19 protein-coding genes are annotated in these 25,545 nt (G+C 71.9%); 12 read left to right on the top strand and 7 right to left on the bottom strand.

Annotation, left to right across the window (positions count from 1 at the left end):
- Window positions 1–30: 30 nt before the first annotated feature.
- A complete protein-coding gene (gene secD / locus ACWCXX_RS09620) occupies window positions 31–2,400 on the top strand; it encodes a protein translocase subunit SecD (RefSeq protein WP_451125780.1) in 2,370 nt (789 codons plus the stop codon).
- Between the two features lie 73 nt (window positions 2,401–2,473).
- Here secD and ACWCXX_RS09615 read toward each other — a convergent pair whose 3' ends face one another.
- Entirely contained in the window at window positions 2,474–3,295 is an 822-nt protein-coding gene (locus ACWCXX_RS09615; RefSeq protein WP_451125779.1) for a helix-turn-helix domain-containing protein, read from the bottom strand.
- A 50-nt stretch (window positions 3,296–3,345) separates the two neighbouring features.
- On the opposite strand from ACWCXX_RS09615, the gene ACWCXX_RS09610 reads away from it, so the two are divergent.
- A complete protein-coding gene (locus ACWCXX_RS09610) occupies window positions 3,346–3,651 on the top strand; it encodes a 4a-hydroxytetrahydrobiopterin dehydratase (RefSeq protein WP_451125778.1) in 306 nt (101 codons plus the stop codon).
- Between the two features lie 30 nt (window positions 3,652–3,681).
- On the opposite strand, the gene ACWCXX_RS09605 is transcribed toward ACWCXX_RS09610, so the two are convergent.
- On the bottom strand, window positions 3,682–4,644 hold the full coding sequence (locus ACWCXX_RS09605) for a LysR family transcriptional regulator (RefSeq protein WP_451125777.1): 963 nt from the start codon (window positions 4,642–4,644) through the stop codon (window positions 3,682–3,684).
- A gap of 227 nt (window positions 4,645–4,871) precedes the next feature.
- Here ACWCXX_RS09605 and ACWCXX_RS09600 point away from each other — a divergent pair, with 227 nt between their 5' ends.
- Both ACWCXX_RS09600 and ACWCXX_RS09595 read left to right on the top strand, forming a co-directional pair.
- Window positions 4,872–5,822, top strand: coding sequence for a class I SAM-dependent methyltransferase (locus ACWCXX_RS09600; protein WP_451125776.1), 951 nt, complete (start codon window positions 4,872–4,874; stop codon window positions 5,820–5,822).
- 353 nt (window positions 5,823–6,175) lie between these two features.
- A complete protein-coding gene (locus tag ACWCXX_RS09595) occupies window positions 6,176–6,748 on the top strand; it encodes a hypothetical protein (RefSeq protein WP_451125775.1) in 573 nt (190 codons plus the stop codon).
- 528 nt (window positions 6,749–7,276) lie between these two features.
- Here the strand turns inward: ACWCXX_RS09595 and ACWCXX_RS09590 are convergent.
- Both ACWCXX_RS09590 and ACWCXX_RS09585 read right to left on the bottom strand, forming a co-directional pair.
- Window positions 7,277–7,759 carry an RICIN domain-containing protein gene (locus ACWCXX_RS09590; protein WP_451125774.1) on the bottom strand — a complete coding sequence of 161 codons (483 nt, stop codon included), beginning with the start codon at window positions 7,757–7,759 and terminating at the stop codon, window positions 7,277–7,279.
- Window positions 7,760–7,923: 164 nt separating this feature from the next.
- Window positions 7,924–8,760: an aldo/keto reductase gene (locus tag ACWCXX_RS09585; RefSeq protein WP_451125773.1), complete on the bottom strand. Its 837-nt coding sequence runs from the start codon at window positions 8,758–8,760 to the stop codon at window positions 7,924–7,926.
- 555 nt (window positions 8,761–9,315) lie between these two features.
- On the opposite strand from ACWCXX_RS09585, the gene ACWCXX_RS09580 reads away from it, so the two are divergent.
- Together ACWCXX_RS09580 and ACWCXX_RS09575 are read left to right on the top strand one after the other, a co-directional pair.
- Window positions 9,316–10,983, top strand: a complete 1,668-nt coding sequence (locus tag ACWCXX_RS09580; RefSeq protein ID WP_451125772.1) for a glycosyl hydrolase family 8 — start codon at window positions 9,316–9,318, stop codon at window positions 10,981–10,983.
- A gap of 13 nt (window positions 10,984–10,996) precedes the next feature.
- Window positions 10,997–13,060 (top strand): PQQ-dependent sugar dehydrogenase, encoded by a 2,064-nt coding sequence (locus tag ACWCXX_RS09575; RefSeq protein ID WP_451125771.1) that lies wholly within the window; start codon window positions 10,997–10,999, stop codon window positions 13,058–13,060.
- Between the two features lie 117 nt (window positions 13,061–13,177).
- On the opposite strand, the gene ACWCXX_RS09570 is transcribed toward ACWCXX_RS09575, so the two are convergent.
- Together ACWCXX_RS09570 and ACWCXX_RS09565 are read right to left on the bottom strand one after the other, a co-directional pair.
- Window positions 13,178–14,977 (bottom strand): AMP-dependent synthetase/ligase, encoded by a 1,800-nt coding sequence (locus ACWCXX_RS09570; RefSeq protein ID WP_451125770.1) that lies wholly within the window; start codon window positions 14,975–14,977, stop codon window positions 13,178–13,180.
- A 327-nt stretch (window positions 14,978–15,304) separates the two neighbouring features.
- Window positions 15,305–16,207, bottom strand: coding sequence for a LysR substrate-binding domain-containing protein (locus ACWCXX_RS09565; RefSeq protein ID WP_451125769.1), 903 nt, complete (start codon window positions 16,205–16,207; stop codon window positions 15,305–15,307).
- 118 nt (window positions 16,208–16,325) lie between these two features.
- Here ACWCXX_RS09565 and ACWCXX_RS09560 point away from each other — a divergent pair, with 118 nt between their 5' ends.
- On the top strand, window positions 16,326–17,354 hold the full coding sequence (locus ACWCXX_RS09560; protein ID WP_451125768.1) for a bile acid:sodium symporter family protein: 1,029 nt from the start codon (window positions 16,326–16,328) through the stop codon (window positions 17,352–17,354).
- Between the two features lie 118 nt (window positions 17,355–17,472).
- On the opposite strand, the gene fdhD is transcribed toward ACWCXX_RS09560, so the two are convergent.
- On the bottom strand, window positions 17,473–18,321 hold the full coding sequence (gene fdhD, locus ACWCXX_RS09555) for a formate dehydrogenase accessory sulfurtransferase FdhD (protein ID WP_451125767.1): 849 nt from the start codon (window positions 18,319–18,321) through the stop codon (window positions 17,473–17,475).
- Between the two features lie 297 nt (window positions 18,322–18,618).
- Between fdhD and ACWCXX_RS09550 the strand changes: the two genes are divergently transcribed.
- From ACWCXX_RS09550 to ACWCXX_RS09530, 5 genes are all read left to right on the top strand, one after another.
- Entirely contained in the window at window positions 18,619–19,569 is a 951-nt protein-coding gene (locus ACWCXX_RS09550) for a beta-ketoacyl-ACP synthase III (RefSeq protein WP_451125766.1), read from the top strand.
- Window positions 19,570–19,663: 94 nt separating this feature from the next.
- The gene (locus ACWCXX_RS09545; RefSeq protein WP_451125765.1) at window positions 19,664–21,115 is read left to right on the top strand and encodes a VWA domain-containing protein; all 1,452 of its coding nucleotides are present in this window, start codon (window positions 19,664–19,666) and stop codon (window positions 21,113–21,115) included.
- A 485-nt stretch (window positions 21,116–21,600) separates the two neighbouring features.
- Complete coding sequence (locus tag ACWCXX_RS09540; protein WP_451125764.1) at window positions 21,601–22,782, top strand: ROK family protein; 1,182 nt, start codon at window positions 21,601–21,603, stop codon at window positions 22,780–22,782.
- 124 nt (window positions 22,783–22,906) lie between these two features.
- The gene (locus ACWCXX_RS09535; protein ID WP_451125763.1) at window positions 22,907–24,430 is read left to right on the top strand and encodes a sugar ABC transporter ATP-binding protein; all 1,524 of its coding nucleotides are present in this window, start codon (window positions 22,907–22,909) and stop codon (window positions 24,428–24,430) included.
- Window positions 24,427–25,476: an ABC transporter permease gene (locus ACWCXX_RS09530; protein ID WP_451125762.1), complete on the top strand. Its 1,050-nt coding sequence runs from the start codon at window positions 24,427–24,429 to the stop codon at window positions 25,474–25,476. The genes ACWCXX_RS09535 and ACWCXX_RS09530 overlap by 4 nt, the downstream gene beginning before the upstream one ends.
- Window positions 25,477–25,545 lie beyond the last annotated feature (69 nt).

Below are 25,545 nucleotides of genomic sequence, written 5' to 3'. Positions count from 1 at the left end.
GGGCGCCCGGCGTCCCCTCGGAGGAAACCCATGACTCGCGCCACCACGGTGCGAGCGGTTCTGGCTGCGGCCGTCCTGCTCGTCTCCGTGTTCATCACGCTGACCATGTCGCCCAGACTCGGCCTCGACCTTCAGGGCGGCACCAGAATGGTGCTCCAGGCCAAGGACTCGGACACCGCGAAAGCGGACCGGGAGAGTACCGAGCACACCCTCGAAGTACTGCGCCGGCGCATCGACTCGCTCGGTGTCACCGAACCCACCCTGACCCGCTCCGGCGAGGACCGGATCATCGTCGAACTCCCCGACGTCCAGGACCCGCGCAAGGCCGCCGAGGTCATCGGCAGAACCGCCCAGCTCAGCTTCCACGCCGTCCAGGGACCGGGCACCCAGGAGGAGCCGAAGCCCGACGACAAGGGCGCGCAGGGCGAGAAGAAGTCCGACGACAAGGGCACTGGGGACGAACCGAAGCCCGACGGCGGACGGACGCTCCCCGACGAGCAGGGCCGCCCTCTCGCCCTCGGCCCGTCCAGGCTCTCCGGCGCGGGCGTCAAGGACGCCACCGCCGTGTTCGACGCCCAGCAGGGCGCCGGGTGGACCGTGTCCCTCGACTTCCACAAGAAGGCGGGCCGGGACTGGACCGAGCTGACGGGCGAAGCCGCCTGCAACCCGGTCCAGGACGACCGCCGTCGCGTCGCCATCGTCCTCGACCAGCGGATCATCTCCTCGCCGCAGGTCTCCCCCTCGGTCGGCTGCGGCGTCGGCCTGCCGTCCGGATCCACCCAGATCACCGGCTCCTTCAGCGCGGACGAGGCCAAGGAACTGGCCCTGCTCATCAAGGGCGGCGCCCTGCCGCTGCCCGTCGAGATCGTCGAGCAGCGGACCGTGGGACCGACGCTCGGCGCCGCCGCCATCGACGCCAGCGCCCGAGCCGCACTCATCGGAGCCGCGGCCACCGCGCTCTTCATCACCGTCGTCTACCGGCTCTTCGGCGCGCTCGCGGCCGTCGCCCTCGCCGCCTACGGGCTGATCTCCTACGCGGCCCTGGTCGGCCTCGGCGTCACCCTCACCCTTCCCGGTCTCGCCGGATTCGTCCTGGCCATCGGGATGGCGGTCGACGCCAACGTGCTGGTCTTCGAACGAGCCAGGGAGGAACACGCCCAACATCCCGACCGCTCCCTGCGTTCCTCGCTGACCGCCGGGTTCCGCAATGCCTGGAGCGCCGTCGCGGACTCCAACGTGACCACACTGATCGCGGCCGGGCTGCTGTTCTTCCTCGGCTCGGGACCGGTGAAGGGCTTCGGGGTCACGCTCGCCATCGGAGTCATCGCCTCGATGTTCTCCGCGCTCGTCATCGCCCGCGCCCTCACCGAGATCGCCGCGCGCTCCCGGTTCGTCAGCGACTACCGGGGCATCAACGGCATCGCCGTCCCCGGCCGGGTGCGCACCTGGCTGGCCCACCGCGACCCCCGGCCGATGCGGCACCCGCGCCGCTGGCTGCTGATCTCCACCGCACTGGTCGCCGTCGCCGTCCTCGGCATCGTCGTGCGCGGCGTCAACCTGGGCGTCGAGTTCACCGGTGGCCGACTCGTCGAGTACTCGACCAGCAAGCCCGTCGACGTGGAGCGGGCCCGTACCGTCCTGGCGGACGCGGGCTTCGGTGACGCCGAGGTCACCACGGCGGGCGCGGGCGACCTCTCCGTACGGACCGGGAAGATCGACAACGACGAGGAACACGCCCTGCGCTCCGCGATCGCGGCGGAGGGCGGCAAGACCACCAAGGTCCGTGACGAACTCATCGGGCCCAGCCTCGGCGACGAGCTGCGGCGCAACGCCCTGATCGCGCTCGGCATCGCCGTCCTGGTGCAGCTGGCGTACCTGGCGGCCCGGTTCCGCTGGACGTTCGCGGTGGGCTCGGTGGCGGCACTGGTCCACGACGTGATCATCCTGGTCGGTGCCTTCGCCTGGCTCGGCCGCACCGTCGACGGCATCTTCCTGGCCGCGCTCCTCACCGTCATCGGGTACTCCGTCAACGACTCGGTGGTGGTCTTCGACCGGGTCCGGGAACTGTGGGCGAAGGCCCGGCGGGTGCCCGTCGCCACGATCGCCGACCGGGCCGTCCTCCAGACCGTCCCCAGAACGATCAACACCGGAATGGGCGCGCTCTTCATCCTCACCGCGCTCGCCGTGCTCGGCGGCGACTCCCTCGCGGACTTCGCGCTCGCCCTGCTGATCGGCATCTGCGTCGGCACGTACTCCTCGGTGCTGACCGCCGTACCGGCCGCCCTCGTCCTGGAGCGGAGCAGCAAGGCCCCGCCGCCCGCCCGGAAGCGGTCGCCCGGCCGCAAGTCCGGCACGGGCCGGGCACGCCGGGACCCGCTGGACAACGGGGCACGGGTGTAGGCCGTCCCGGCCGGTGGGCGCGGACCGATCCGTCGCCCTCCGGCCGGGGCGCCCCGCCCCGCCGCACCGGTCGTCAGGGGGTGAGGGAGCGAAGGCGGTCGGCGGTGGCCCGGTCGGCGGGAAGGAACGTCTCGATCGCCAGCTCGGCCACCGTCACGTCCATCGGAGTGTTGAACGTCGCGATGGAGGAGACGAACGAGAGCACGTGCCCGTCGTGCTCGATCAGCATGGGCAGCGCGAAGGGGAGGGCGGAGCCGGGACCGTCCCCGGTGTCCTCGGCGTCCCCGGGGCTCTCGCCGCCCGCCGGTGCGGGATAGGCGGCGACCTCCTCGTACAGCTCGCGCAGCTCCGCCGACCGGGCGAGGGCGATCTGACGCCTCATCTGCGCCAGCAGATCGGCCCGCCACTCCCGCAGGTTCCGGATGCGCGGGGCCAGGCCCTCCGGGTGCAGGGTGAGCCGCATGACGTTCAGCGGCGGCACGAGCAGATGCTCGGCCATGCCGTCCAGCAGCATCGTGACGCCCCGATTGGCCGCCACCACGTCGTACTTTCCGTCGACGACGAGCGCCGGATACGGCTCGTACCCCTCCAGCAGCCGCTCCACCCCCTCGCGCAGCGCGCCCAGCGCCGGGTCGTCGAGCGGGGTCTGGGCGTAGCGCGGGGCGTAACCGGCCACCACCAGAAGGGCGTTGCGTTCCCGGACGGGGATCTCCAGATGCTCCGCGAGACGCAGGACCATCTCCTCGCTGGGGCGGGAGCGGCCCGTTTCGATGAAGGAGATGTGCCGGGCGGAGGAGTCCGCGCGCAGGGCCAGCTCCAGCTGGCTGATCCTGCGTTGTTCCCGCCAGCTGCGCAGCAGCGGCCCTACTCCCGTGTCGAGCGCGACAGTCGTCATACCCAGACCGTAACGTCACCGGCACCGATCGCTGACGAGGGAGTCGCCGTATGCCCGCCGCACCGCTGCCGCAGAAGGAGATCGAGGAGCGTCTGGGCGATCTGCCCGGCTGGTCGCTGGAGGGGGACCGGATCACCCGCACCTACCGGCTCCCCTCCCACTTCGCTGCCGCCGGGCTGACCGCGCACGTCGCCGCGATCCAGGACGAGCTGAACCACCACTCCGACCTGACCCTCGGATACAACACCGTCACCCTCTCCGTGAACACGCACGACGCGGGTGGTGCGGTCACGGAGAAGGACCTGAACCTGGCCGCGCGGGTGACGGCGATCGCCGCCGGACACGGCGCGCGGTAGCCGCGGGGCGGTACGGGACGGCGCGGCGTGTCACAACGCCGCGCCGAACCGCGGATGCGCGGCGAGCCAGCGCGTGTAGGTCCCACTGCGTTCCACCGCTTCCGCGTACGCCGCCCGGGTGTGCCCGCTCACGGCTCCGGCAGCCGTCCCGGCCGCCGCCGAACGCGGATGCCAGCCCAGCAGATGGCGCCAGCTCAGCGGCGAGCCGGTGATCGGCCGGGTCACCACCCCCGGCGTCGGCGGGAAGGTCGCCCGGCACAGCCCCACCGCCCGCCCCACCTGGACCAGATGGACGACGGATGCCGTGTCCGTCTCGTACACCGAGACCGGACTGAAACCGGCACGGGCACAGGCCCCGACGAAACAGTCGGCGAAACAGCCGTCGCCCGGCACGTCCGCCCAGCACTCGTCGGCCAGCGCGGAGAGGTCGAGCTCCTGCTCACCGGCGAGCGGATGGGAGTCCGGCAGCATCACGAAGACCGGATCGACGCCGATCACCTGCCACGTCAGCCGGTCGTTCGCCGGCGGCGGGCTCTCCCCGCAGGTGCCGATCAGGGCGAAGTCGAGCCGCCCCTCCACCAGCTGGGAGGCGATCTCGGCCACCGACCAGGAGGTGTACGTCGAGACCGGCGCGGTCGGATGCGCGGCGACCAGCCGGTCCACGAGACCGCCCAGCAGCGGCCCGTGCGTACCGCCCAGCCGGAAGCGCTCCATCGCGCCCCAGGCATTGGCGAACCGCACCGCCTCCTCCTGGAGCTCGCTCACCGCGGGCAGCACCACCCGGGCCCGTTCGAGCACCAGCTCACCGAGGAGCGTGGGCCGGGCACCGGTGTGGTCCCGGTCGAAGAGCGGGCCGCCGAGCGCTTTCTCGATCCGGCGCAGCTGCGCGCTCAGCGCGGGCTGGGCGAGCCCGAGGGTCGCGGCCGCCTTGGTCAGGCTTCCGGTGTCGGCAATGGCACGTACGGTTCGCAGATGGCGCAACTCCAGCTCCATAAACGCAAGTTATGGGCCCAGGGGCCCACCGGCAATATCCCGGTGACGATTCGGTGGGATGTGTCCTGGAGGCGTCCCCTCGATTGCGGTGATACGACCCCTCGCCGTCGTCCGGTGGGTCGGGGCGCGGGGGAGCCCCCGCGCCGACCGGCGCCGTGCGGGAGGCGGCTTTGCCGGACCGGCAACAAATCTCGCCCGGGAGCCGGGCGGGGGGTGAGGCTGTTCCCATGAACCAGCACACCGGACACGGCCGTCACGAGAGCGCCGCCCCCGCCCCCCGCCACCACCAGAACCCCGCCCACGGCCGGCACGGCCACCCGGGCCACGGGACTCCCGACGGCATCGACTGGGACGTCATGGGGCCGCTGCTGGAGCAGAACGCCGAGATCAGCCGCCCGCAGTACGAGGAGGCGGCCCGCTGGATCGCCGGGCTTCCCACGGCCCCGCAGGTGCGCCGGGTGCTCGACATCGGCAGCGGCCCCGGCGTGATCACCTGCCTGCTCGCCGAGATGTTCCCCGGGGCGGAGGTCGTCGCCGTCGACGGCACCCCGGCACTCCTGGAACGCACCGGGGAGCGCGCCGAACGGCTCGGCCTGGCCGACCGGGTCCGCGTACGGCAGGCCGACCTCCCCGACGACCTCGACGGACTGGGCGAGGCGGACCTGATCTGGGCGGGCAACACCCTGCACCACATGGGCGACCAGCGTGCCGCGCTCGCCACGCTCGCCGGACTGCTGCGCCCCGGCGGGACCGTCGCCCTGGTCGAGGGCGGGCTGCAGCCCCGTCAGCTGCCGCGCGACATCGGCATGGGGCGGCCGGGACTGGAGACCAGGCTCGAAGCGATCAACACGGACCGGTTCGAGGACATGCGGGCGGCGCTGCCCGGCACCAAGCGGGAGTCCGAGGACTGGAGCGCCCTGTTCGCCGCGGTGGGGCTGGAACCGCAGGGCACCCGCAGTTTCCTGCTCGACCTCCCGGCACCGGTCTCCGAACAGGTCCGCGAGCACGCCGTCATCGAGTTCACCCGGCGGCGCGAGGCCTTCGTGGAGTACCTCACGGCCGAGGACGCCGCCGTGCTCGACCGGCTGCTCGACCCCGACGATCCGGCCGGGCTGCGCCGCCGCCCCGACCTCTTCCTGCTCTCGGTGCGCACCGTGCACCTGGGCCGGCGCGGCTGACGGGAGCCCCGGCGCGGATCCGGTCCACCCCTGCTGACCTGCCGAGTTTCCGGGCGGTGGGCGGTGGACCGGCCGCCGGCCGGACCGTGTCAAGGCAAGACACGCTTCCGCCGGGGTGAGCAGGCATCAGAAAGTCCCCTGAGCAGGCTAATGCCGGATCAATTCGCCAATGAAAAGCGGAAGTTGATGCATCATAGAATGATATGAAAATAGCATATGGCGTACTTCATGTAGCTCGACCAGGGTGCCGACGCCTACCTGCCCCGTGTCCGATATGACAGGTTTGCGGATCGTCAGTACGTTCGTTCTCAGATCGACTGCTCGGTCGATCGATCTGAGACAGGAGAAGCAACATGATCACCCGTTCCACCATCGTCACGGCCGCCGTCGCGGCCGCTGCGGCCCTGGCCGCCACTGGCATCACCTACGCCTCGGCCGCCAGCTCCGCGCCGGTCGAGGTGGCTCAGCCCGTCGTCCAGCAGGCTGTCCCCGGTTCGGCTCTCGGTGGCGGCGACGTCGGCAAGGGCAACGAGGGCAAGGGCAACGAGGGCAAGGAGTTCGAGGGCAAGGGCTTCGAGCGGCGTGGCCACGAGGAGGGTCGTGACCGTGACTACTTCGGCCGCATCCACATCAACGAGCGGACGTACTCCGACGAGCTGGGCGGCTGCGTGACCGTGGTCAGCGGTCTCGGTTCCAAGAGCCTCAACATCCGCAACGACAGCCGCCGGACCGTCGAGGTCTTCCGCGGGGCCACCTGCGACAACGGCGCCCCCATCGCCACCGTCGGACCGCACAGCTCCAGCGACGGAGTGCACCCGGGTCACGTCAAGGGTGGCGTGTGGGTCGACAACGGAGTGGTGGGCAGCTTCCGGGTGATCAAGCATCACTTCGACGAGGACCGTGACAAGGGCGGCCGTGACTGGTGACCGATTCGCTCGGTTGACGTAGAACCCCGGCCCGCCGGAATCGGGCCGGGGCTCCAGTCAGGGTATCCGGGCGGGGCGACCCGCTCGGATACCCGCACCTGAACGAAGACTGAACAAGCCCGAACGCCTGCTAAATCATAGTAAAGCCGGACGGTGAGGCACTGCCAGCCGACCGGAACAGCCGCACCGTACGCAGTTGCCGGGTTCCGGTTCCTTTTCGGCTCCGGGACTCCGCTTCCGGATTCGTTCTCGGATCGTGGCCCTCGACGGAGCCCGGCGACCGGGCGGCAGAACGTGGCGTCGGCGTGGCAGACGCCGTCCATGTCCCGGCCGCCGGAAGGTCGGCGGGCCCTCTTGGCCCGGATGGGTGACGGGCCGGGCGGCGCGGCCCCGAAGGGCCACCCGAATCCCGGTCCGCACGCATCCGCACATCCGCGCGTACCCCGCGCATCCGCACATGTCCCGCGCACCCGTACACGTCCCCCACCCGTCCCCGGCGCGTCCCCGTTCCTGCCGCCCGTACCCGGCCTATGGCCCGGGGGTGTCCCGTACCGGTTCCAGTCGCCACCACTGGGCGGGGGAGTCGGTGTCCTCCCACTGCTGGACACGGGCGCCGTCCGCCGTGCTGCCGTCGGCCACTTCGAGGACGAGGCCACTGACGAAGCTGATCAGCGTCACCACCCCCGGCGCCTCCAGGTGCCGCTCGATCAGCCACTCCTGGGCGCCGTAGTTGTTGGCCCGCCACTGCTGGATCACGGCGCCGTTCTCGGTGGAGGCGCCGGCCACGTCCAGCCGTTTCCCGCTGTGGACATTGACCAGGTGGTACAGCGCCGAGCCCTCGTGCACCGGCGAGAGCTGCCAGAGCTGGTCCGGCGAGCCGCTCTCCTCGGCCTGCCGGACCGGCGCACCGCCGCCCTTGGCGGCGCCGTGCACCCCCAGCAGCAGTCCGCTGCCCACGTTGCGCAGCCGGTAGCGGCCCGCTGCGACGACGGGCGCGCCGTCCCCGTTCATGTTCCGGTCCTTCCGCGTAGCAGACCGCCGCCCGGCGCGGAGGCCGGGCGGCGGTCTGTGCCGTCTTCCGCCGGGGCGGGCGCGAAGGCGCACCCCGGCGCTGCTGTGCCGTGTGCTTCGCCGCCGCGTCGTACGGTGCGCTTCGGCGGTACGGAGGAGGGGGGTCAGGCCCCGACGTTGAACTCGGCGGGGTCCGGGCCGAGGCGCTTGCCCTCGTCGAGTGCGGCGAGCGCGGCCAGGTCGTCCGCGTCCAGCTCGAAGCCGAACACGTCGATGTTCTCCGCGATCCGGGACGGCGTCACGGACTTCGGGATCACCACGTTGCCGATCTGGAGGTGCCAGCGGAGCACCACCTGGGCGGGCGTGCGGTCGTGCTTCCGGGCGATCGCGACGATCGTCGGGACCTCCAGGAGGCCCTTGCCCTGGCCCAGCGGCGACCACGCCTCGGTCCTGATGCCGTGTTCGGCGTGGAAGGCGCGCGACTCGGCCTGCTGGAGCTGCGGGTGGAGCTCGATCTGGTTGAGCACCGGGACCACGGAGGTCTCGCCGAGCAGGCGCTCCAGGTGCTCGGGCAGGAAGTTCGAGACGCCGATGGCCTTCGCGCGGCCCTCGGAGCAGATCTTCTCGAAGGCCTTGTACGTGTCGATGTACGCGTCCTTGGCGGGCACCGGCCAGTGGATCAGGTACAGGTCGACGTAGTCGAGCCCCAGCCTGTCGAGCGAGGCGTCGAAGGCGCGCAGGGTCGCGTCGTGACCCTGGTCGTCGTTCCACAGCTTGGTGGTGACGAAGAGTTCCTCGCGGGGGAGGCCGCAGGCCGCAACGGCCTTGCCCGTGCCCCGCTCGTTCTCGTAGATCGCGGCGGTGTCGATGCTCCGGTACCCGGACTCGATGGCCGTCGCGACCGCCTTCTCGGCCTCGTCGTCCGGCACCTGCCAGACGCCGTACCCGAGCTGCGGCATCTCGACGCCGTTGTTGAGGGTGATGGAGGGGACCTGGCTCACGAGCGGTCGATCCTTACGTCGTCGGGTGGTACGTGCATGGGGAACGATCGAGGCGCGCCATGCATTCCCCGCCGCCCGATGTTCCGAACCGGCCTCCTGGTCCCCGCCGGTCCCGGCGCCCGGCCGCGTGCCGCTCCGCCGGGCCCGCCGGCCCTCCCGTACGCACTCCTCGGGTCCTCCTGTGCGTATTCCTCCGGCTCCGTCCGTACGGATCTCCCGGGCCGCATCCGTCCAAGTCATTGACCGGACCCCGTCATCACGCGACGCTTGAGCACATTGCTGAACATCGGACATCCTTATGAACAAATGGTCGAGGGGAGCCGTGCGGCCGACCGCGGCTTCCGCGGCTGTGGCGCCAGGGGGTGGCGCGCTCCCGTCCGGCCGGGGCGGCGGGGTGGCTCGTCGCTCTCCGAGGGCTGCCCGCGCACCGCTCAACTCGCCTGCAACTTCCGGGATTTGGGCCCGCGAGGGGCATTGACAGATCGCCCCGCAGGGAATCCCATGCAGTATCGGTTAGGAACCTTTCCTAACATCGAGAACCGGAAGGGAACACCCGTGCACCCTGCCGCACCCCCACGCCGCTCGGCGGCAGTCCTCACCGGCGTCGGCTGTCTGCTCCTGCCCCTGCTCGCCGTGCCGTCCGCCGCGGCGGTGGCCACCCCGTCGTCCGCGACCGCGGCGGCCACCCGGTACGAGGCCGAGGACGCCCGGCTGACCCGGGCCGCCGTGGCGACGAACCACACCGGCTACTCCGGCACCGGTTTCGTCGACTACACCAACGCCGTCGGATCGTCAGTGGAGTTCACGGTGGACACCCCGGCCGGCGGCGACTCGCTCGCCATCCGCTACGCCAACGGAACCACCACCGGCCGCCCGATGGACATCAGCGTCAACGGCACCGTCGTCGCGTCCGACGTCCCGTTCGGCTCCACCGGCTCCTGGGACACCTGGGCGACGAAGACCGTCGGCGTCCGCCTCGCCGCCGGGACCAACACCGTCCGGGCCACCGCGACCACGGCGAACGGCGGCCCCAACCTCGACCGCATCGACGTCGGGCTCCCCGCCACCGGCGGCCCCGCGGTGCCCTTCGGCAGCCACGCATTCCCCTACGCGGCGGGGACGCTGAAGCCGTCCGGCTCGCAGTCCACGCTCGACCAGGCCGTGATCCAGGCGTACAACGCCTGGAAGTCCGCGTTCGTCCGGCAGAACTGCGGCAACGGCTGGTACGAGGTCGTCTCGCCGGACGCCGACCACCTCTACGTCGCCGAGGCCCAGGGCTACGGCATGGTCGTCACCGCCACGATGGCGGGCGCCGACCCGCAGGCGAAGACCGTCTTCGACGGCATGGTCAAGTACATGCTGGCCCACCCCTCGGTGAACAACCCCGACCTCCTCGCCGCCGAACAGGACGCCTCCTGCAGGAGCGTCGACGGCTCCGACTCCGCGACCGACGGGGACCTCGACGTCGCCTACGGCCTGCTCCTCGCCGACAAGCAGTGGGGCTCCACCGGCACGTACGACTACAAGGACCTCGCGATCAAGCACATCAACGCCATCAAGGAGAGCGAGGTCAACCCGACCACGCACCTGATGCTGTTCGGCGACTGGTCGGACTCCGGCGAGTCCCACTACTGGATGACCCGCTCCTCGGACTGGATGATCGACCACTTCCGCGCCTTCAGGACCGCCACCGGCGACAACACCTGGGACACCGTGCGCACGGCCCATCAGAAGCTGATCACCTCCCAGCAGTCCAAGTACGCGCCCGACACCGGGCTGTTGGCGGACTTCGTCGTCAACACCAACGGCACGCCCAAGCCCGCGCCGGGCGAGGTGCTCGAATCGCCCAACGACGGCGACTACTCCTGGAACGCCTGCCGCGACCCGTGGCGCATCGGCACCGACGCCGTCACCAGCGGGGACGCCGCCTCGCTCGCCGCGGCCCGCAGGCTCAACTCCTGGATCAAGACCGCCACCGGCGGTGACCCGGACCGGATCGGCAGCGGCTACCACCTGAACGGCTCGGCGTTCGACGACGGCAACGACATGGCGTTCACCGCCCCGTTCGTCGTGACCGCCCTGACCGACCCCGGCTCCCAGGCATGGCTCGACGCGCTGTGGGACAAGCTCACCACCACCCCGATCGACCCCGGTCTCTACTACGGCGCGAGCGTCCAGCTGCAGACGATGATCGTCGCATCCGGCAACTACTGGGTTCCCTGAGGGAGGTTCGCAGATGCACGCCAGAACGCTCACCGCGTTACGGGGCAAAGCGGCGGCCCTCGCGGCCGTGCTGCTCTGCACCACCCCGGTGCAGGCGGTTCCGCGGTCCGCGTCCGCAGCCGCCACCCGGTACGAGGCGGAGGCCGCGACGATCGTCAAGGGCGCGGCCGAGTCCAACCACTCCGGCTACTCGGGCACGGGCTTCGTCAACGGCGACAACGTCGTGGGCAGTTACGTGGAGTTCACCGTCACCGCGGCCGCCGCGGGAACCGGGAGGATCGCCGTCCGGTACTCCAACGGCACGGCGGCCGACCGGTCCGCCGACATCGCCGTCGACGGCACGGTCGTCTCGGCGGCCCGCACCTTCGGCGCCACCACCGACTGGAACACCTGGGCCACCTCGACCCTCACCACCCCGCTGAAGGCGGGCGGCAACAAGATCCGGCTGACGTCCACGACGGCCGACGGGCTGCCCAACCTCGACTACCTCGACGTCACGGTCACCCCCTCGGACACCGGGGCGCCCACCGCCCCCGGGCAGCCCACCTGCACGGGAATCACCGAGAACAGCATCACGCTGAACTGGACCGCGTCCACGGACGACGTGGGCGTCGCCGCGTACGACATCTACGAACACGGCAACAAGTTCGGCGAGGCCCCCGGCACCGCCACCACGAAGAACCTGACGGGCCTCGCCCCCGGCACCACGTACAACCTCACCCTGTTCGCCCGTGACGCGGCCGGCAACGTGTCGTCGGTCAGCCCGATCGTGGACTGCACCACCCTGCGCAGCGACGACACCACCGCGCCCTCGGCCCCCGGCACCCTGTCGGCCTCGGACCTCACCGCGAACAGCGTCGTCCTGAACTGGGGCGCGTCCACGGACGACAAGGCCGTCACCGCCTACGAGGTGCGCAGCGGCAGCACCGTCTACAAGACCGTGACCGGCACCCCGCCGGCCACCACGACCACCCTCACCGGGCTCGCCTGCGCCAGTCCGTACACCCTGGACGTCGTCGCCAAGGACGCGGCGGGCAACACCTCCCCGCCGGGCAACGCGGTCACCTTCACCACCCCGGACTGCGCCACCGACGGCGGCGTCCCGTCCGGCATCACCACCGTCTCCACCGGCTGGTCCATTCCCTGGGGCACCCACTGGATGCCCGACGGAAAGACCGCCCTGGTCACCGAACGGGACGGCTTCAAGGTCTTCAGGGCCACGACCGACGGCGCCCGGACCCAGGTCGGGTCGGTGCCCGAGGCGGTCACGACCGACGGCGAGGGCGGCCTGCTCGGCGTCGCCGTCGACCCGAAGTGGTCCACCAACCACCACGTGTACTTCATGCACACCGCGTCGGAGGGCAACCGGATCGCCCGGATGACCTACGACGGCAGCTCGCTCGGCGGGTACCAGGTCCTGCTCCGGGGCATCAAGAAGAGCCGCTACCACAACGGCGGACGGCTCGCCTTCGGCCCCGACGGCTACCTGTACGCCTCGACCGGCGAAGCGCAGACCCCCGACCTCGCCCAGGACAAGAACTCTCTGAACGGCAAGATCCTGCGGATGACCACGGACGGGAAGCCCGCCCCCGGCAACCCGTTCGGCAACCACGTCTACAGCTACGGCCACCGCAACCCGCAGGGACTCGCCTTCGACCGCAACGGCCGCCTGTGGGAAGCGGAGTTCGGCGACAGCAAGAAGGACGAACTCAACCTCATCAAGCCGGGCAAGAACTACGGCTGGCCCATCTGCGAGGGCACCTGCACCACGTCCGGCATGACCAATCCGAAGAAGACCTGGAACATCTCCGAGGCGTCGCCCAGCGGAATCGCCATCGTCCGCAACGTCATCTACATGGCCGCCCTGAAGGGCGAACGGCTGTGGCGGGTGCCGATCACCGGTGACACCGAGAACCTCGGCACGCCGAGCGCCTACTACGTCGGCACGTACGGCAGGCTGCGCACCGTCACCGCGGTGCCCGGCCGGGACCAACTGTGGCTGTCCACCACCAACTGCGACAACAAGGGCAACGAACCGGACGGCTCGGACAAGCTGTTCCGCGTCTCGATCACCTAGGGCCTCTCGTGCGGATCATGCCGGGCTCGCGTGCCTCGGCCTGATCCGAACGAAAGACCCCGGCCCGGTACCGCACGGCACGTCGTACGCGCTGTACCGCCGGGGCACCTCGGTGCCTCAGTGGTACAGCGCGTCGACCTCCGCCGCGTACGCCGTCTCGATCGCCCTGCGCTTCAGCTTCAGCGACGGGGTGAGCAGACCGTGCTCCTCGCTGAACGGATGGGCCAGGATCCGGAACGTACGGATCGACTCGGCCTGCGAGACCGCCGTGTTGGCGGCCACCACCGCCCGCCGGATCTCCATCTCCAGGCCCGGGTCGCGCACCAGCTCCCGCGGCTCCAGCGGCGTCCGCCCCTGCATCGACAGCCAGTGGTCCACCGCCTCCTGGTCGACCGTGACCAGCGCCGCGATGTACGGCCGGTCGTTGCCGACCACGATGCACTGCGCGACCAGCGGATGCGCCCGCACCCGCTCCTCCAGACCGCTCGGCGACACGCTCTTGCCGCCCGAGGTCACCAGGATCTCCTTCTTCCGCCCGGTGATCGTCAGGAAGCCGTCCCCGTCGAGCGACCCCAGGTCGCCGGTGGACAGCCAGCCGTCGCGCAGCACCGCGTCGGTGGAGGCGGGATCGCCGAGGTAACCGGAGAACACATGGTCGCCGTGCACCCACACCTCGCCGTCCTCGGCGATGTGCACGGTCGTGCCGGGGATCGGCTGCCCCACCGTCCCGTACCGGGGGCGCTCCGGCGGATTGGCGGTGGCCGCGGCGGACGTCTCGGTCAGCCCGTACCCCTCGTAGATCCGGACGCCCGCCCCCTCGAAGAACAGCCCTAGCCGCCGCTCCATGCCCGAACCGCCGGACATGGCGTGCCGGATCCGGCCGCCCATCGCCTCGCGCACCTTCCGGTACACGACCCTGTCGAAGAACTGGTGCTGCATCCGCAGCCCGGCGGACGGCCCGGGGCCGGTCCTGAAGGCCCGTTCCTCCATCGCCTCGGCGTACTTCACGGCGACGTCCACCGCCTTGTCGAACGGCCCCGCCCGGCCCTCCGCCTCGGCCCTGCGCCGGGCGGCGTCGAAGACCTTCTCGAAGACGTACGGCACCGCCAGGACGAACGTCGGCCGGAACGACACCAGATCCGGCATCAGCGCCCTGGCCGACATCTCCGGCTGATGGCCCAGCCGCACCCGGCCGCGGAGCGCCGCGACCTCGACCATCCGGCCGAAGATGTGGGACAGCGGCAGGAAAAGCAGGGTGGACGCCTCGTCGCCCGGAGTGGAGCGGAACACCTCCGTCCAGCGGGAGATGATGGTGTCCGTCTCGAACATGAAGTTGGCATGGGTGATCACACAGCCCTTGGGACGGCCCGTCGTCCCCGACGTGTAGATGACGGTCGCCACCGAATCGGGCGTCACCGCGCGCCGGTGGCGGTGCACCACCTCGTCCTCGAGCTGCGCGCCCGCGGCGATCAGGTCGGCCACCGCGTCGGCGTCCAGCTGCCACAGCCGTTCGAGCCGGGGCAGCCGGTCGATCACCGACGCGACGGTCATCGCGTGGTCCTCGTGCTCGACCACGACGGCGGACACATCGGCGTCGTGCAGCATCCACAGCACCTGCTCGGCCGAGGACGTCGGATAGACCGGCACGGACTGCGCGCCGACCGACCACAGGGCGAGGTCGAAGAGCGTCCACTCGTAGCACGTGCGCGACATCAGAGCCACCCGGTCGCCGAATCTGACGCCGTGGGCGATCAGCCCCTTGGCGAGCGCCAGCACCTCGTCGCGGAACGCGGCAGCGGTGACATCCCGCCAGTTTCCGTGCGCGTCCTTGCGGCCGAGCGCAACCCGGTGCGGGTCCTCCTCGGCCTGGTCGAACACCGAGTCGGCCAGCCCGCCCACGAGGGGCGCGGCCGCCATGGGTGGGACAGTGAACTCGCGCAATGACCTGCTCCTCGTGGCGCTCCGCACAGCGCCGTGACGCTACCCCACAGAGCGGCGGGACGGGAGGGCCCCGGTCCGGCGGACCGCATGGCATATGCACAGGTCAGCCGCCGAAATCCGGCCAGATGGGCAAGGCTCGGGCGCGGCCGGGACCGCGGAGCGGCGGCCCGGCGCCGGAATCTCCACCGAATCTGTACGCCGCTGCCACTCCCGCCACCGGCCGGTACGGGGTAGTTCGCCCGTGGTCGTCCGGCCGGGACGGAGCGGGCCTCCGCCATCGCCCGGCCCCCTGCGGGCCGGTGGTCAGACGCCGTCCCGCCCGCCTCCCGGACCGGCCGCCCCGGCCTCCCGGACCAGCCGGTCGCCGCCCGCGAGGATCGCCGCCGCCAGGGCGTCGGCGGCCTCGCGCGCCCCTTCGCGCCGGTGGCCGTGCGACAGGACGAAGTCCACCCCGCCCAACTCCGGCAGCCCCGCCCTGGCCGGGACCGGCACCAGCCCCGGCGGGATCAGCCCCCGGCTGTGGGCCATCACGCCCAGCCCCGCGCGGGCCGCCGCGACCAGTCCGCTCAGGCTGGCGCTGGTGCAGGCGATCCGCCAGGGCCGGCCGTGCTCCTCCAGGACCTCCAGGGCGCGGGCCCGGGTGATGCCCGGCGGCGGGAACAGCACCAGTGGAACCGGCCGGTCCGGGTCGATCCGCAGCCGCGGCGCGCCGATCCAGGCCAGCGTGTCCCGCCGGACCAGCTCGCCGTGCGTGTCCCCGGTGCGCCGCTTGGCCAGGACGAGGTCGAGCCGGCCGGCCGCGAGGCGCTGGTGCAGCGTCCCGGACAGCTCCACCGTCAGCTCCAGATCGACCTCCGGGTGGTCGTGGCGGAACGCCTCCAGGATCTCCGGCAGCCGGGTCAGCACGAAGTCCTCGGAGGCCCCGAACCGCAGCCGCCCGCGCAGCCGGGTCCCGGTGAAGAAGGCCGCGGCCCGCTCATGGGCGTCGAGTATCGTCCGCGCGAAACCGAGCATCGCCTCACCGTCCACGGTGAGGTCCACCCGGTGCGTGTCCCGGGCGAACAGCTGCCGCCCCGCCGCCTCCTCCAGCCGCCGTACGTGCTGGCTCACCGTGGACTGCCGCACCCCCAGCCGCCGGGCCGCCTGGGTGAAGCTCAGCGTCTGGGCGACGGCGAGGAAGGTACGCAACTGCGCCGGGTCGTACATGTCCCCAGGCTATCGCCGAACGTGATGGCAGTCAGAGCGGTGTACGGGATTCCCGATCGCGCGGACCGGGAGCAGCATGGTGCTGGCCGGACCCGAACCAAGAGGACACGTGGAGCACATGAGCCGTCGCACCCCGAAGCTGCCGTCCCGGCCGCCGATCGACCCGTACGTCCTGGCCCTGATCGGCACGGTGGCGCTCGCGGCGGCACTGCCCGTCTCGGGGACCGCCGCGGAGGTGGCGAAGGGCGCCTCGACCGGAGCCGTCGCCCTGCTCTTCTTCCTGTACGGGGCCCGGCTCTCCACCGACGAGGCCCTGGCGGGTCTCAAGCACTGGCGGCTCCACCTCACCGTGCTGATCTGCACCTTCGTCGCATTCCCGCTGCTCGGACTGGCGGCCCGGGGACTGGTCCCGTACGTCCTGACGCCGCAGCTGCACAGCGGTCTCCTCTTCCTCTGCCTCGTCCCGTCGACCATCCAGTCGTCGATCGCCTTCACCTCGATCGCCCGCGGCAACGTGTCCGCCGCGATCTGTGCGGGCTCCTTCTCCTCGATCGCCGGGATCTTCCTCACCCCGCTGCTCGCGGCCGTCCTGCTCGGCAACGACGGCGGCGGGTTCTCGGCGGACGCGCTGCTGAGGATCGGGGGCCAACTGCTGCTGCCGTTCGTCGCCGGTCAGTTGTTGCGCCGCTGGATCGGCGGTTTCGTCACCCGTCACAAGAAGGTCCTCGGACGGGTCGACCGGGGCTCGATCCTGCTCGTCGTCTACACGGCCTTCAGCGCGGGCATGGCCGCGGGCATCTGGCACCGGGTCACCCCGGCCAGGCTCGGCGCGCTGCTCGCTGTCGAGGCGCTGCTGCTCGCGCTGATGCTCACGATCAGCTGGTACGGGGCCAAGCGGCTCGGCTTCGGGCGGGAGGACCGGATCGCCGTCCAGTTCGCCGGGTCGAAGAAGAGCCTGGCCGCCGGGCTGCCGATGGCGAGCGTCCTGTTCGGGGCGCAGGCCTCCCTCGCCGTGCTGCCGCTCATGCTCTTCCACCAGATGCAGCTGATGGTGTGCGCGGTGCTCGCCAAGCGCCGCTCGCGCGACCCGCAGGAGGCGGACGCCACGGTCGGGGCGGTGGCGCGGGAGCCCGCCGTCGCGAGCTGACCGGGCCTCCCGGCAGCCCTGCACGGCAGCCCCGCCCGGCGGGCGGGCGATCCCGGTCCCCGGTGGTCCGGGTCCCCCGGAGCCCTCGGCCCCGGGCGGTCCCGGCCCCCGAGCGCGCTCAGTCCCGGGCGGCCTTTGTCGGCAGGGCGATGCGGTGTTCGCCCGCGTACACGTTCATGGAGGGGCCCCGCAGGAAGCCCACCAGGGTCAGCCCGGTCTCGTCCGCCAGGTCGACGGCGAGGGAGGACGGCGCCGAGACCGCGGCGAGCACCGGGATCCCGGCCATCACCGCCTTCTGGGCCAGCTCGAACGAGGCCCGCCCCGACACCAGCAGGATCGCCCGGGACAGTGGCAGCCGGTGGTCGGTCAGGGCCCGGCCGACCAGCTTGTCCACCGCGTTGTGCCGGCCGACGTCCTCCCGGACGTCGAGCAGCTCGCCCGTCTCGGAGAACAGCGCCGCCGCGTGCAGCCCGCCGGTCCGGTCGAAGACCCGCTGGGCGGCGCGCAGCCGGTCGGGGAGGGCGGAGAGCAGGGCGGGCTCGACCCGGACCGGGGGAGCGTCGGCGATCGGGTGCCGGGTCGAGGTGCGTACCGCGTCCAGGCTCGCCTTGCCGCACAGCCCGCAGGACGAGGTGGTGTACACATTGCGTTCGAGGGTGATGTCGGGGACCGCCACACCGGGGGCGAGCTGCACGTCCACCACGTTGTACGTGTTGACGCCGTCCGCCGTCGCACCGGCACAGTAGACGATCGACCGCACCTCGGAGCCGTCGCCGACGACGCCCTCGCTCACCAGGAAGCCCGCCGCGAGCGCGAAGTCGTCCCCCGGCGTGCGCATCGTGATGGCGAGCGGCCTGCCGTTCAGCCGGATCTCCAGCGGCTCCTCGGCGACGAGCGTGTCGGGGCGGGCGGAGACCGCCCCGTCCCGGATGCGGATGGTGCGGCGGCGCTCGGTGACCCGTCCCATGGCGGCTGACCCGACTCCTTGCGTGATGGAGGCCGGAACGCCGCGGAAGCCGGACCGGCCCTCGATGTGGAGGTCGCCGCAGGTCACCGGAGTGTCGTGCGGAGCGGTGACCCCGGCGGTCCCATTGTCCTGCACGCGAGGACGCGGCTGTGAGCCGTGTGCCGCAAGGGTCGGATGGGACTGTTGTCAAGCCTCCAACGGCCGGGCGCTATTCCTGTGGGAACACGTGCCCCCGTACCCGGCGGTAGCGACCAAGACTGGATGGTTCCTGCCATACGTAGCGAGGGGATCCCGTACATGACCGGCTCACGTGTCGTGGCGCTCGGCCACTACCAGCCCGCCAAGGTGCTCACCAACGACGACCTGGCGGCCATGGTCGACACCAGCGACGAGTGGATCACCAGCCGCGTCGGCATCAGGACCCGTCACATCGGGGGCCCCGACGAGCCGGTGGACGAGCTGGCCGCGCACGCGGGGGCCAAGGCGCTCGCCGCGGCCGGGCTCCAGCCGGCCGAGGTCGATCTGGTCCTCGTCGCCACCTCCACCGCGATCGACCGCTCGCCGAGCATGTCGGCGCGGGTCGCCGCCCGGCTCGGGATGGGCTCGCCCGCGGTGATGGACATCAACGTGGTCTGCTCCGGCTTCACCCACGCCCTCGCCACCGCCGACCACGCGATCCGGGCCGGGGCGGCCGAACGGGTCCTCGTCATCGGGGCCGACAAGATGGCGGACATCGCCGACTGGACCGACCGCAGCACCTGCGTCCTGCTCGGCGACGGGGCCGGTGCGGCGGTCGTCGTCGCGGAACCGGACGGTACCGACCGGCCCGGGATCGGCCCCGTCCTGTGGGGATCGGTGCCGGAGATGGGCAACGCGGTACGGATCGAGGGGACGCCGCCCCGTTTCGCGCAGGAGGGGCAGTCCGTCTACCGCTGGGCCACCACCCAGCTGCCGCCCATCGCCCGCAAGGTGTGCGAGAAGGCCGGAGTCGCCCCGGAGGAGCTGGGCGCCGTGGTGCTGCACCAGGCCAATCTGAGGATCGTCGAGCCGGTCGCCAGGAAGATCGGTGCGGTCAACGCGGTCGTCGCCCGGGACGTCGTGGACTCCGGCAACACGTCCGCGGCCTCGATCCCGATGGCCCTGTCCAAACTGGTGGAGCGCGGCGAGGTCCACAGCGGCGCCCCCGCCCTGCTCTTCGGTTTCGGCGGCAACCTCTCGTACGCGGGCCAGGTGATCCGCTGCCCCTGAGCGCCGACGCCCCGTCGAGGCCCGTCGGCTCCCGGCGGGCCCCTCACCGGGACCGTCCGCGCGGACGCGCCGGGCGGCAGGCACACTGGCCGGTGTGACGATACTGAGCAAGGGCGCCAACATGCCGGTCGAGGCCGCCGCGGTCAGGGCGGTGCTCGGCTGGTCGACAGGGCCCGGCGTGCCGGATGTGGACGCTTCCGCGCTGCTGCTGACCAGCGGCGGACGGGTGCGGTCCGACGACGACTTCGTCTTCTACAACCAGCCACGGCACGCCTCGGGCGCCGTGACCCACCTCGGCAAGCAGCCCGGCACCGACACGCTGGAGGTCCGTCCGGGGGCGCTGGGGCCCGACGTCGAACGCGTCGCGCTCTGCGCGTCCGCCGAGGGCGGCACGTTCGGCCAGGTCCCGGGACTGCACCTGCGGCTGCTCGACGCGGCGTCCGGCGCCGAGCTGGCCCGGTTCGAGATGTCCGCGGGGCCGGAGACCGCCCTGGTCGGCGGCGAGCTCTACCGGCGCGACGGCGGCTGGAAGTTCCGGGCGGTCGGACAGGGTTATGCGAGCGGTCTGGCGGGACTGGCGACCGACTTCGGCATCACCGTCGACGACGAGCCGCCCGCGTCCGGGCCGGCGCCCGCGCCGATGGCCGGAGCACTGCTCCCGCCGGGGACGCCGCCCCCGCCTCCGCCCGGGGCGGTCGCGATGCCCGCCCCGCCCCCGGTCCCGGCCGGTGTTCCGGCGCCGCCCCCGCCGGGGCACGCCGACGCCGGGCCCGCCCTCCGGCTCACCAAGGGCGAGGAACGCCTCCCCGTGGACATGCGCAAGCGCCTGTCGCTGCGCAAGCAGCAGGTCCTGGTCAGCCTGAGCAAGCACGGCGCCGCGGACCTGAGGGCCCGGGTCGTCGTCGTCCTGGACGCCTCGGGCTCGATGAGCGGGCTCTACCGGCGGGGCACGGTGGCCGGTGTCGTCGAGCGGATGGTGGCCGTCGCGGCGCAGCTCGACGACGACGGCGAGATGCAGGCGTGGACCTTCGCCACGAATCCGGCCCGGCTGCCCGATCTGGCCGTGGGCGACCTGCCGGAGTGGCTCGGGCTGCACGTGCGCGGGGGACAGAGCGGCGGCTTCATCCGCAGGAAGCCGCCGAAGGGGCTGCTGCCCGGCCAGATCGACATGCGCACCGTCGGCATCCAGAACGAGGAGCAGAAGGTCATCGCCGAGGTGCGGGCCCATGTGCGGGCGCATCCGGTGTCCGACCCGACCCTGGTCCTGTTCTTCTCGGACGGTGGGGTCTACCGCAACAAGGAGATCGAGCAGGAGCTGCGGGCCGCCGCCGAGGAGCCGGTGTTCTGGCAGTTCGTCGGCCTCGGCAGTTCGCAGTACGGCGTCCTGGAACGCTTCGACACCATGCCGGGCCGCCGGGTGGACAACGTCGGCTTCTTCGCCGTCGACGACATCGAGAAGATCTCCGACCAGGAGCTGTACGACAGGGTCCTGTCGGAGTTCCCCTCCTGGCTGCGGGCTGCCCGGCAGGCCGGAATCCTCAGGTGACGGGGCGCCCGCCGGGCCGGTTCCCGGCGGGTTGTCCAACCGTTGCAGCAGGACGCAAGGGCTGGTGGCGGGCCGGGGAACACAGCCGTCATCACTGCGTGCACCGGTCCGGCGGCGGCCCCCAGGGGACGCCGCCGGCAGGCGTTCCGTGAGCTCCGCGTCCGGCGGAGGCCCACGGCCTGCCGGAAACAGGGGGCGGGCCGGCGCACCTCCACGTGGGACCCCGCGAAGGGTTCCTGGAAGGTCTTCGTCCCGGAGAAGTGCGCCAAGTACGAGCCGTCCGACCGGGAGGGCGACGGCGCCTGCCGCAACAACCGGCCCGGTGGTGCCGCCCCCGTTCCGCCGTCCCGCGCCTTTGTCCTCGGTGTGGAGAAAGTTGCTACGGATTCCTGCGCAACTTCTTCCCACTCCCGGCAACCACTGCTACGTTCCCCTCGAAAGCCCGACGGACAGGCCGATGTGGCGGGGAGGGGCGCGTGAGACGCATGACGGCACGACCCGCGAACGCGCATCAGGCGCGACTGCTCAGGCTGTTGCGCGACGGCGGGCCCAACTCGCGGGCACAGCTGGGGGATCAGGTCGATCTCTCCCGTTCCAAGCTCGCCGTCGAGGTCGACAGGCTGCTGGAGACCGGACTGGTCGTGGCCGACGGGCTCGCCGCCTCGCGCGGCGGGCGCCGCTCGCACAACATCCGGCTCGCCCCGCAACTGCGCTTCCTCGGTGTCGACATCGGTGCCACATCCGTCGATGTGGCGGTCACCAACGCAGAGTTGGAGGTGCTGGGCCACCTCAACCACCCCATGGACGTACGCGAGGGGCCCGTCGCCGTCTTCGAGCAGGTGCTGTCCATGGCGGCCAAGCTCCGGGCCTCGGGGCTCGCCGAGGGCTTCGACGGCGCGGGCATCGGCGTACCCGGACCGGTCCGCTTCCCCGAGGGCGTGCCGGTGGCACCGCCGATCATGCCCGGCTGGGACGGCTTCCCGGTCCGCGAGGCGCTCAGCCAGGAACTGGGCTGCCCGGTCATGGTCGACAACGACGTGAACCTGATGGCGATGGGGGAGCAGCACGCGGGCGTCGCCCGTTCCGTGGGCGACTTCCTCTGCGTCAAGATCGGTACGGGCATCGGCTGCGGCATCGTCGTCGGCGGAGAGGTCCACCGGGGTACGACGGGAAGCGCCGGGGACATCGGCCACATCCAGGTCGAACCCGAGGGGCGCGCCTGCGCCTGCGGCAACCGGGGATGCCTGGAAGCCCACTTCAGCGGTGCCGCGCTCGCCCGCGACGCCGAGGAGGCGGCCCGCACCGGCCGGTCGGCGGAGCTGGCCACCCGGCTGGAGACGGCCGCTCGCCTCACCGCCGCCGACGTGGCCGCCGCCGCGGCCGCCGGCGACGCCACCTCGCTCGACCTGATCCGGGAGGGCGGCAACCGGGTCGGCCAGGTCATCGCGGGACTCGTCAGTTTCTTCAACCCCGGCCTGGTGGTGATCGGCGGCGGTGTGACCGGGCTCGGCCACACCCTCCTCGCCAGCGTCCGGACCCAGGTCTACCGGAAGTCCCTGCCGTTGGCCACCGGCAACCTCCCCATCGTGCTGGGGGAGTTGGGACCGGCCGCCGGAGTGATCGGCGCCGCCCGGCTCATCAGCGACCACCTCTTCTCGCCGGCCTGACCCGGGACCGGCCACGCACGGACGCACCCCGGAAACCCCGGGGGCGCCGGAACACCCGCACCACCGCACCTGGTACCGCCCTGCCCGCTCACCGGCCGCGTCGCACCCGCCGAGGGGATTCGTCATGGCACCAGAACCACCACTGCTCACCATGTCCGGCATCACCAAGTCGTTTCCCGGAGTGCGCGCCCTGGGCGGCGTGGACCTGGAGGTCCGGGCCGGTGAGGTCCACTGTCTCCTCGGGCAGAACGGCGCCGGGAAGTCCACCCTCATCAAGGTGCTCGCCGGGGCCCACCAGCCCGACGGCGGCGAGATCACCTGGCACGGCGCACCGGTGACGCTCAAGTCGCCCATCGCCGCGATGCGGCTGGGCATCGCCACCATCTACCAGGAACTCGACCTGGTGGAGGGCCTGTCGGTCGCCGAGAACGTCTTCCTCGGCCACGAGCCCACCACCGCCCGCTTCGTCGTGCGCACCCGCGCGGCCCGCGACTTTGCCGCCGCACTGCTGAAACGGCTCGGCCACCCGGAGATCGACCCGGCCCGCCCGGTCGGCGAACTGTCCGCGGCCCAGCGGCAGATCGTCTCCATGGCACGGGCGCTCTCCCACGACGTACGGCTCATCGTGATGGACGAGCCGTCCGCCGCGCTCGACCCCGACGAGGTCGACAACCTCTTCCGCGTCGTCGCCTCCCTCACCGCCGACGGCGTCGCCGTCGTGTACATCTCCCACCGCCTGGAGGAGATCCGCCGCATCGGCGACCGGGTGACCGTGCTCAAGGACGGGCGTGCCGTCGCCGTGGGACTGCCCGCCCGGTCCACACCGACACGCGACATCGTTGCCATGATGACCGGCCGCACCGTCGAGTACGTCTTCCCGCCGCGCCCGGCGCAGCGCGCGGACCCGGCGACGGAGCCCGTACTGCGGGTCGAGGGGCTGGCGAGGAAGGGCGAATTCGCCTCGGTGGACCTGGAGTTGAGACCGGGCGAGATCGTCGGTCTGGCCGGGCTCGTCGGTTCGGGGCGCTCGGAGATCCTGGAGACCGTCTACGGTGCCCGCAGACCGAGCTCCGGCCGGGTCCTGGTGGCCGGCCTGCCGCTGAGGCCCGGCAGCGTCCGCGCGGCCGTCGCCGCCGGAATCGGCCTCGCCCCCGAGGAACGCAAGGCGCAGGCCCTGCTGATGCTCGAATCCGTCACCCGCAACGTCTCCGTCTCCTCGATGCCCCGGTTCTCCCGGGCCGGCTGGATCGACCGGGGAGCCGAGCGCCGGGCGGCCCGCGCCGCCACCCGCGAACTCTCCCTGCGCCCCGACAACCCGGACACCCCCGTCCGCACGCTCTCCGGCGGCAACCAGCAGAAGGCGGTCCTGGCCCGCTGGCTGCTGCGCGGCTGCCGGGTCCTGCTGCTGGACGAACCGACGCGCGGCGTCGACGTCGGCGCCCGCGCCGAGCTCTACGCCGTGATCCGCCGACTGGCCGACGAGGGCCTCGCCGTTCTGCTCGTCTCCAGCGAGGTGCCCGAGGTACTGGGCCTCGCCGACCGGGTGCTGGTGCTCCGCGAGGGCCGCGTCGTGCACACGGCGGACGCCCGGGAGCTCGACGAGCACCGCGTACTGGACCTGGTGATGGAAGGGAGCCCGACGTCATGACACAGCCCGTCTCCCCGGCGCAGCAGGGCGGGCCGGACAAGGGGGCCGCCCCCGCCCCGGTCTCCGCGGCCGGGAAGGAGGACGCACCCGCGCGCACCTTCCGGCCGCGCGCCGACGTCCGCAACCTCTCGCTCCTCGGCGTCCTCGCCGTACTGATCGCCGTCGGCGGCATCACCGAGCCCGACGCCTTCCTGGACACCGGGAACCTCCAGCTGATCCTGACCCAGGCGTCCGTCATCGGTGTCGTCACCGTCGGGATGACGTTCGTCATCACCAGCGGCGGCATCGATCTGTCGGTCGGCGCGATGGTCGCGCTGGCCTCCGTCTGGGCGACCACGGTCGCCACCCAGGAGTACGGCTTCGCCGGCATCGCCTTCACCGCCGTGGTCGTCGGGCTCTGCACGGGGCTGGTGAACGGCCTGCTCGTCGCGTACGGGCGGATGGTGCCGTTCATCGCGACGCTGGCCATGCTCGCCTCGGCCCGCGGGCTCGCCCTCCAGATCACCGACGGCAAGACCCAGATCGTCACCGTCCAGTCGGTCCTCGACCTGGGCCTGCCCGACTCGTACGTCCTCGGCGTCCCGCCGCTGGTCATGATGTTCGCCGCGGTCACCGTCATCGGCTGGCTGGTCCTGAACCGCACCACCTTCGGCCGTCGCACGGTCGCGGTCGGCGGCAACGCCGAGGCGGCCAGGCTGGCCGGCATCGACGTGCGCAGACAGCGGCTCCTGCTCTATCTGCTCTCCGGGCTGTGCTGCGGCATCGCCGCCTTCATGCTGATCGTCCTGTCCGGCTCGGGGCAGAACACCAACGGCAATCTGTACGAGCTCGACGCCATCGCCGCCGCGATCATCGGCGGCACCCTGCTCAGCGGCGGACGCGGCACCATCGTCGGCTCCGTGCTCGGCGTCCTGGTCTTCACCACCATCACCAACATCTTCGCGCTCAACAACCTCCAGAGCGACGTCCAGCAGATCGCCAAGGGCGCGATCATCGTCGCCGCCGTCCTGGTCCAGCGCCGCACATCGGCACACGGCGAGACCTGACCCGGCGGTCCGCACCGCCTCCGCCCCGCACCTCGCCACCTCACCCCACCCGCTCTCCCCCGAGACATG

Source organism: Streptomyces sp. NPDC001732 (assembly GCF_053596315.1).
The sequence above is the reverse complement of the archived record's forward strand: the minus strand, read 5'-3'. Positions and strand labels throughout refer to the sequence as shown.

Coding starts and splice junctions, on each gene's coding strand:
- secD (WP_451125780.1), top strand. CDS start 31: ATGACTCGCGCCACCACGGTGCGAGCGGTTCTGGCTGCGGCCGTCCTG.
- ACWCXX_RS09615 (WP_451125779.1), bottom strand. CDS start 3,295: ATGACGACTGTCGCGCTCGACACGGGAGTAGGGCCGCTGCTGCGCAGC.
- ACWCXX_RS09610 (WP_451125778.1), top strand. CDS start 3,346: ATGCCCGCCGCACCGCTGCCGCAGAAGGAGATCGAGGAGCGTCTGGGC.
- ACWCXX_RS09605 (WP_451125777.1), bottom strand. CDS start 4,644: ATGGAGCTGGAGTTGCGCCATCTGCGAACCGTACGTGCCATTGCCGAC.
- ACWCXX_RS09600 (WP_451125776.1), top strand. CDS start 4,872: ATGAACCAGCACACCGGACACGGCCGTCACGAGAGCGCCGCCCCCGCC.
- ACWCXX_RS09595 (WP_451125775.1), top strand. CDS start 6,176: ATGATCACCCGTTCCACCATCGTCACGGCCGCCGTCGCGGCCGCTGCG.
- ACWCXX_RS09590 (WP_451125774.1), bottom strand. CDS start 7,759: ATGAACGGGGACGGCGCGCCCGTCGTCGCAGCGGGCCGCTACCGGCTG.
- ACWCXX_RS09575 (WP_451125771.1), top strand. CDS start 10,997: ATGCACGCCAGAACGCTCACCGCGTTACGGGGCAAAGCGGCGGCCCTC.
- ACWCXX_RS09570 (WP_451125770.1), bottom strand. CDS start 14,977: ATGGCGGCCGCGCCCCTCGTGGGCGGGCTGGCCGACTCGGTGTTCGAC.
- ACWCXX_RS09565 (WP_451125769.1), bottom strand. CDS start 16,207: ATGTACGACCCGGCGCAGTTGCGTACCTTCCTCGCCGTCGCCCAGACG.
- ACWCXX_RS09560 (WP_451125768.1), top strand. CDS start 16,326: ATGAGCCGTCGCACCCCGAAGCTGCCGTCCCGGCCGCCGATCGACCCG.
- fdhD (WP_451125767.1), bottom strand. CDS start 18,321: ATGGGACGGGTCACCGAGCGCCGCCGCACCATCCGCATCCGGGACGGG.
- ACWCXX_RS09550 (WP_451125766.1), top strand. CDS start 18,619: ATGACCGGCTCACGTGTCGTGGCGCTCGGCCACTACCAGCCCGCCAAG.
- ACWCXX_RS09540 (WP_451125764.1), top strand. CDS start 21,601: ATGACGGCACGACCCGCGAACGCGCATCAGGCGCGACTGCTCAGGCTG.
- ACWCXX_RS09535 (WP_451125763.1), top strand. CDS start 22,907: ATGGCACCAGAACCACCACTGCTCACCATGTCCGGCATCACCAAGTCG.
- ACWCXX_RS09530 (WP_451125762.1), top strand. CDS start 24,427: ATGACACAGCCCGTCTCCCCGGCGCAGCAGGGCGGGCCGGACAAGGGG.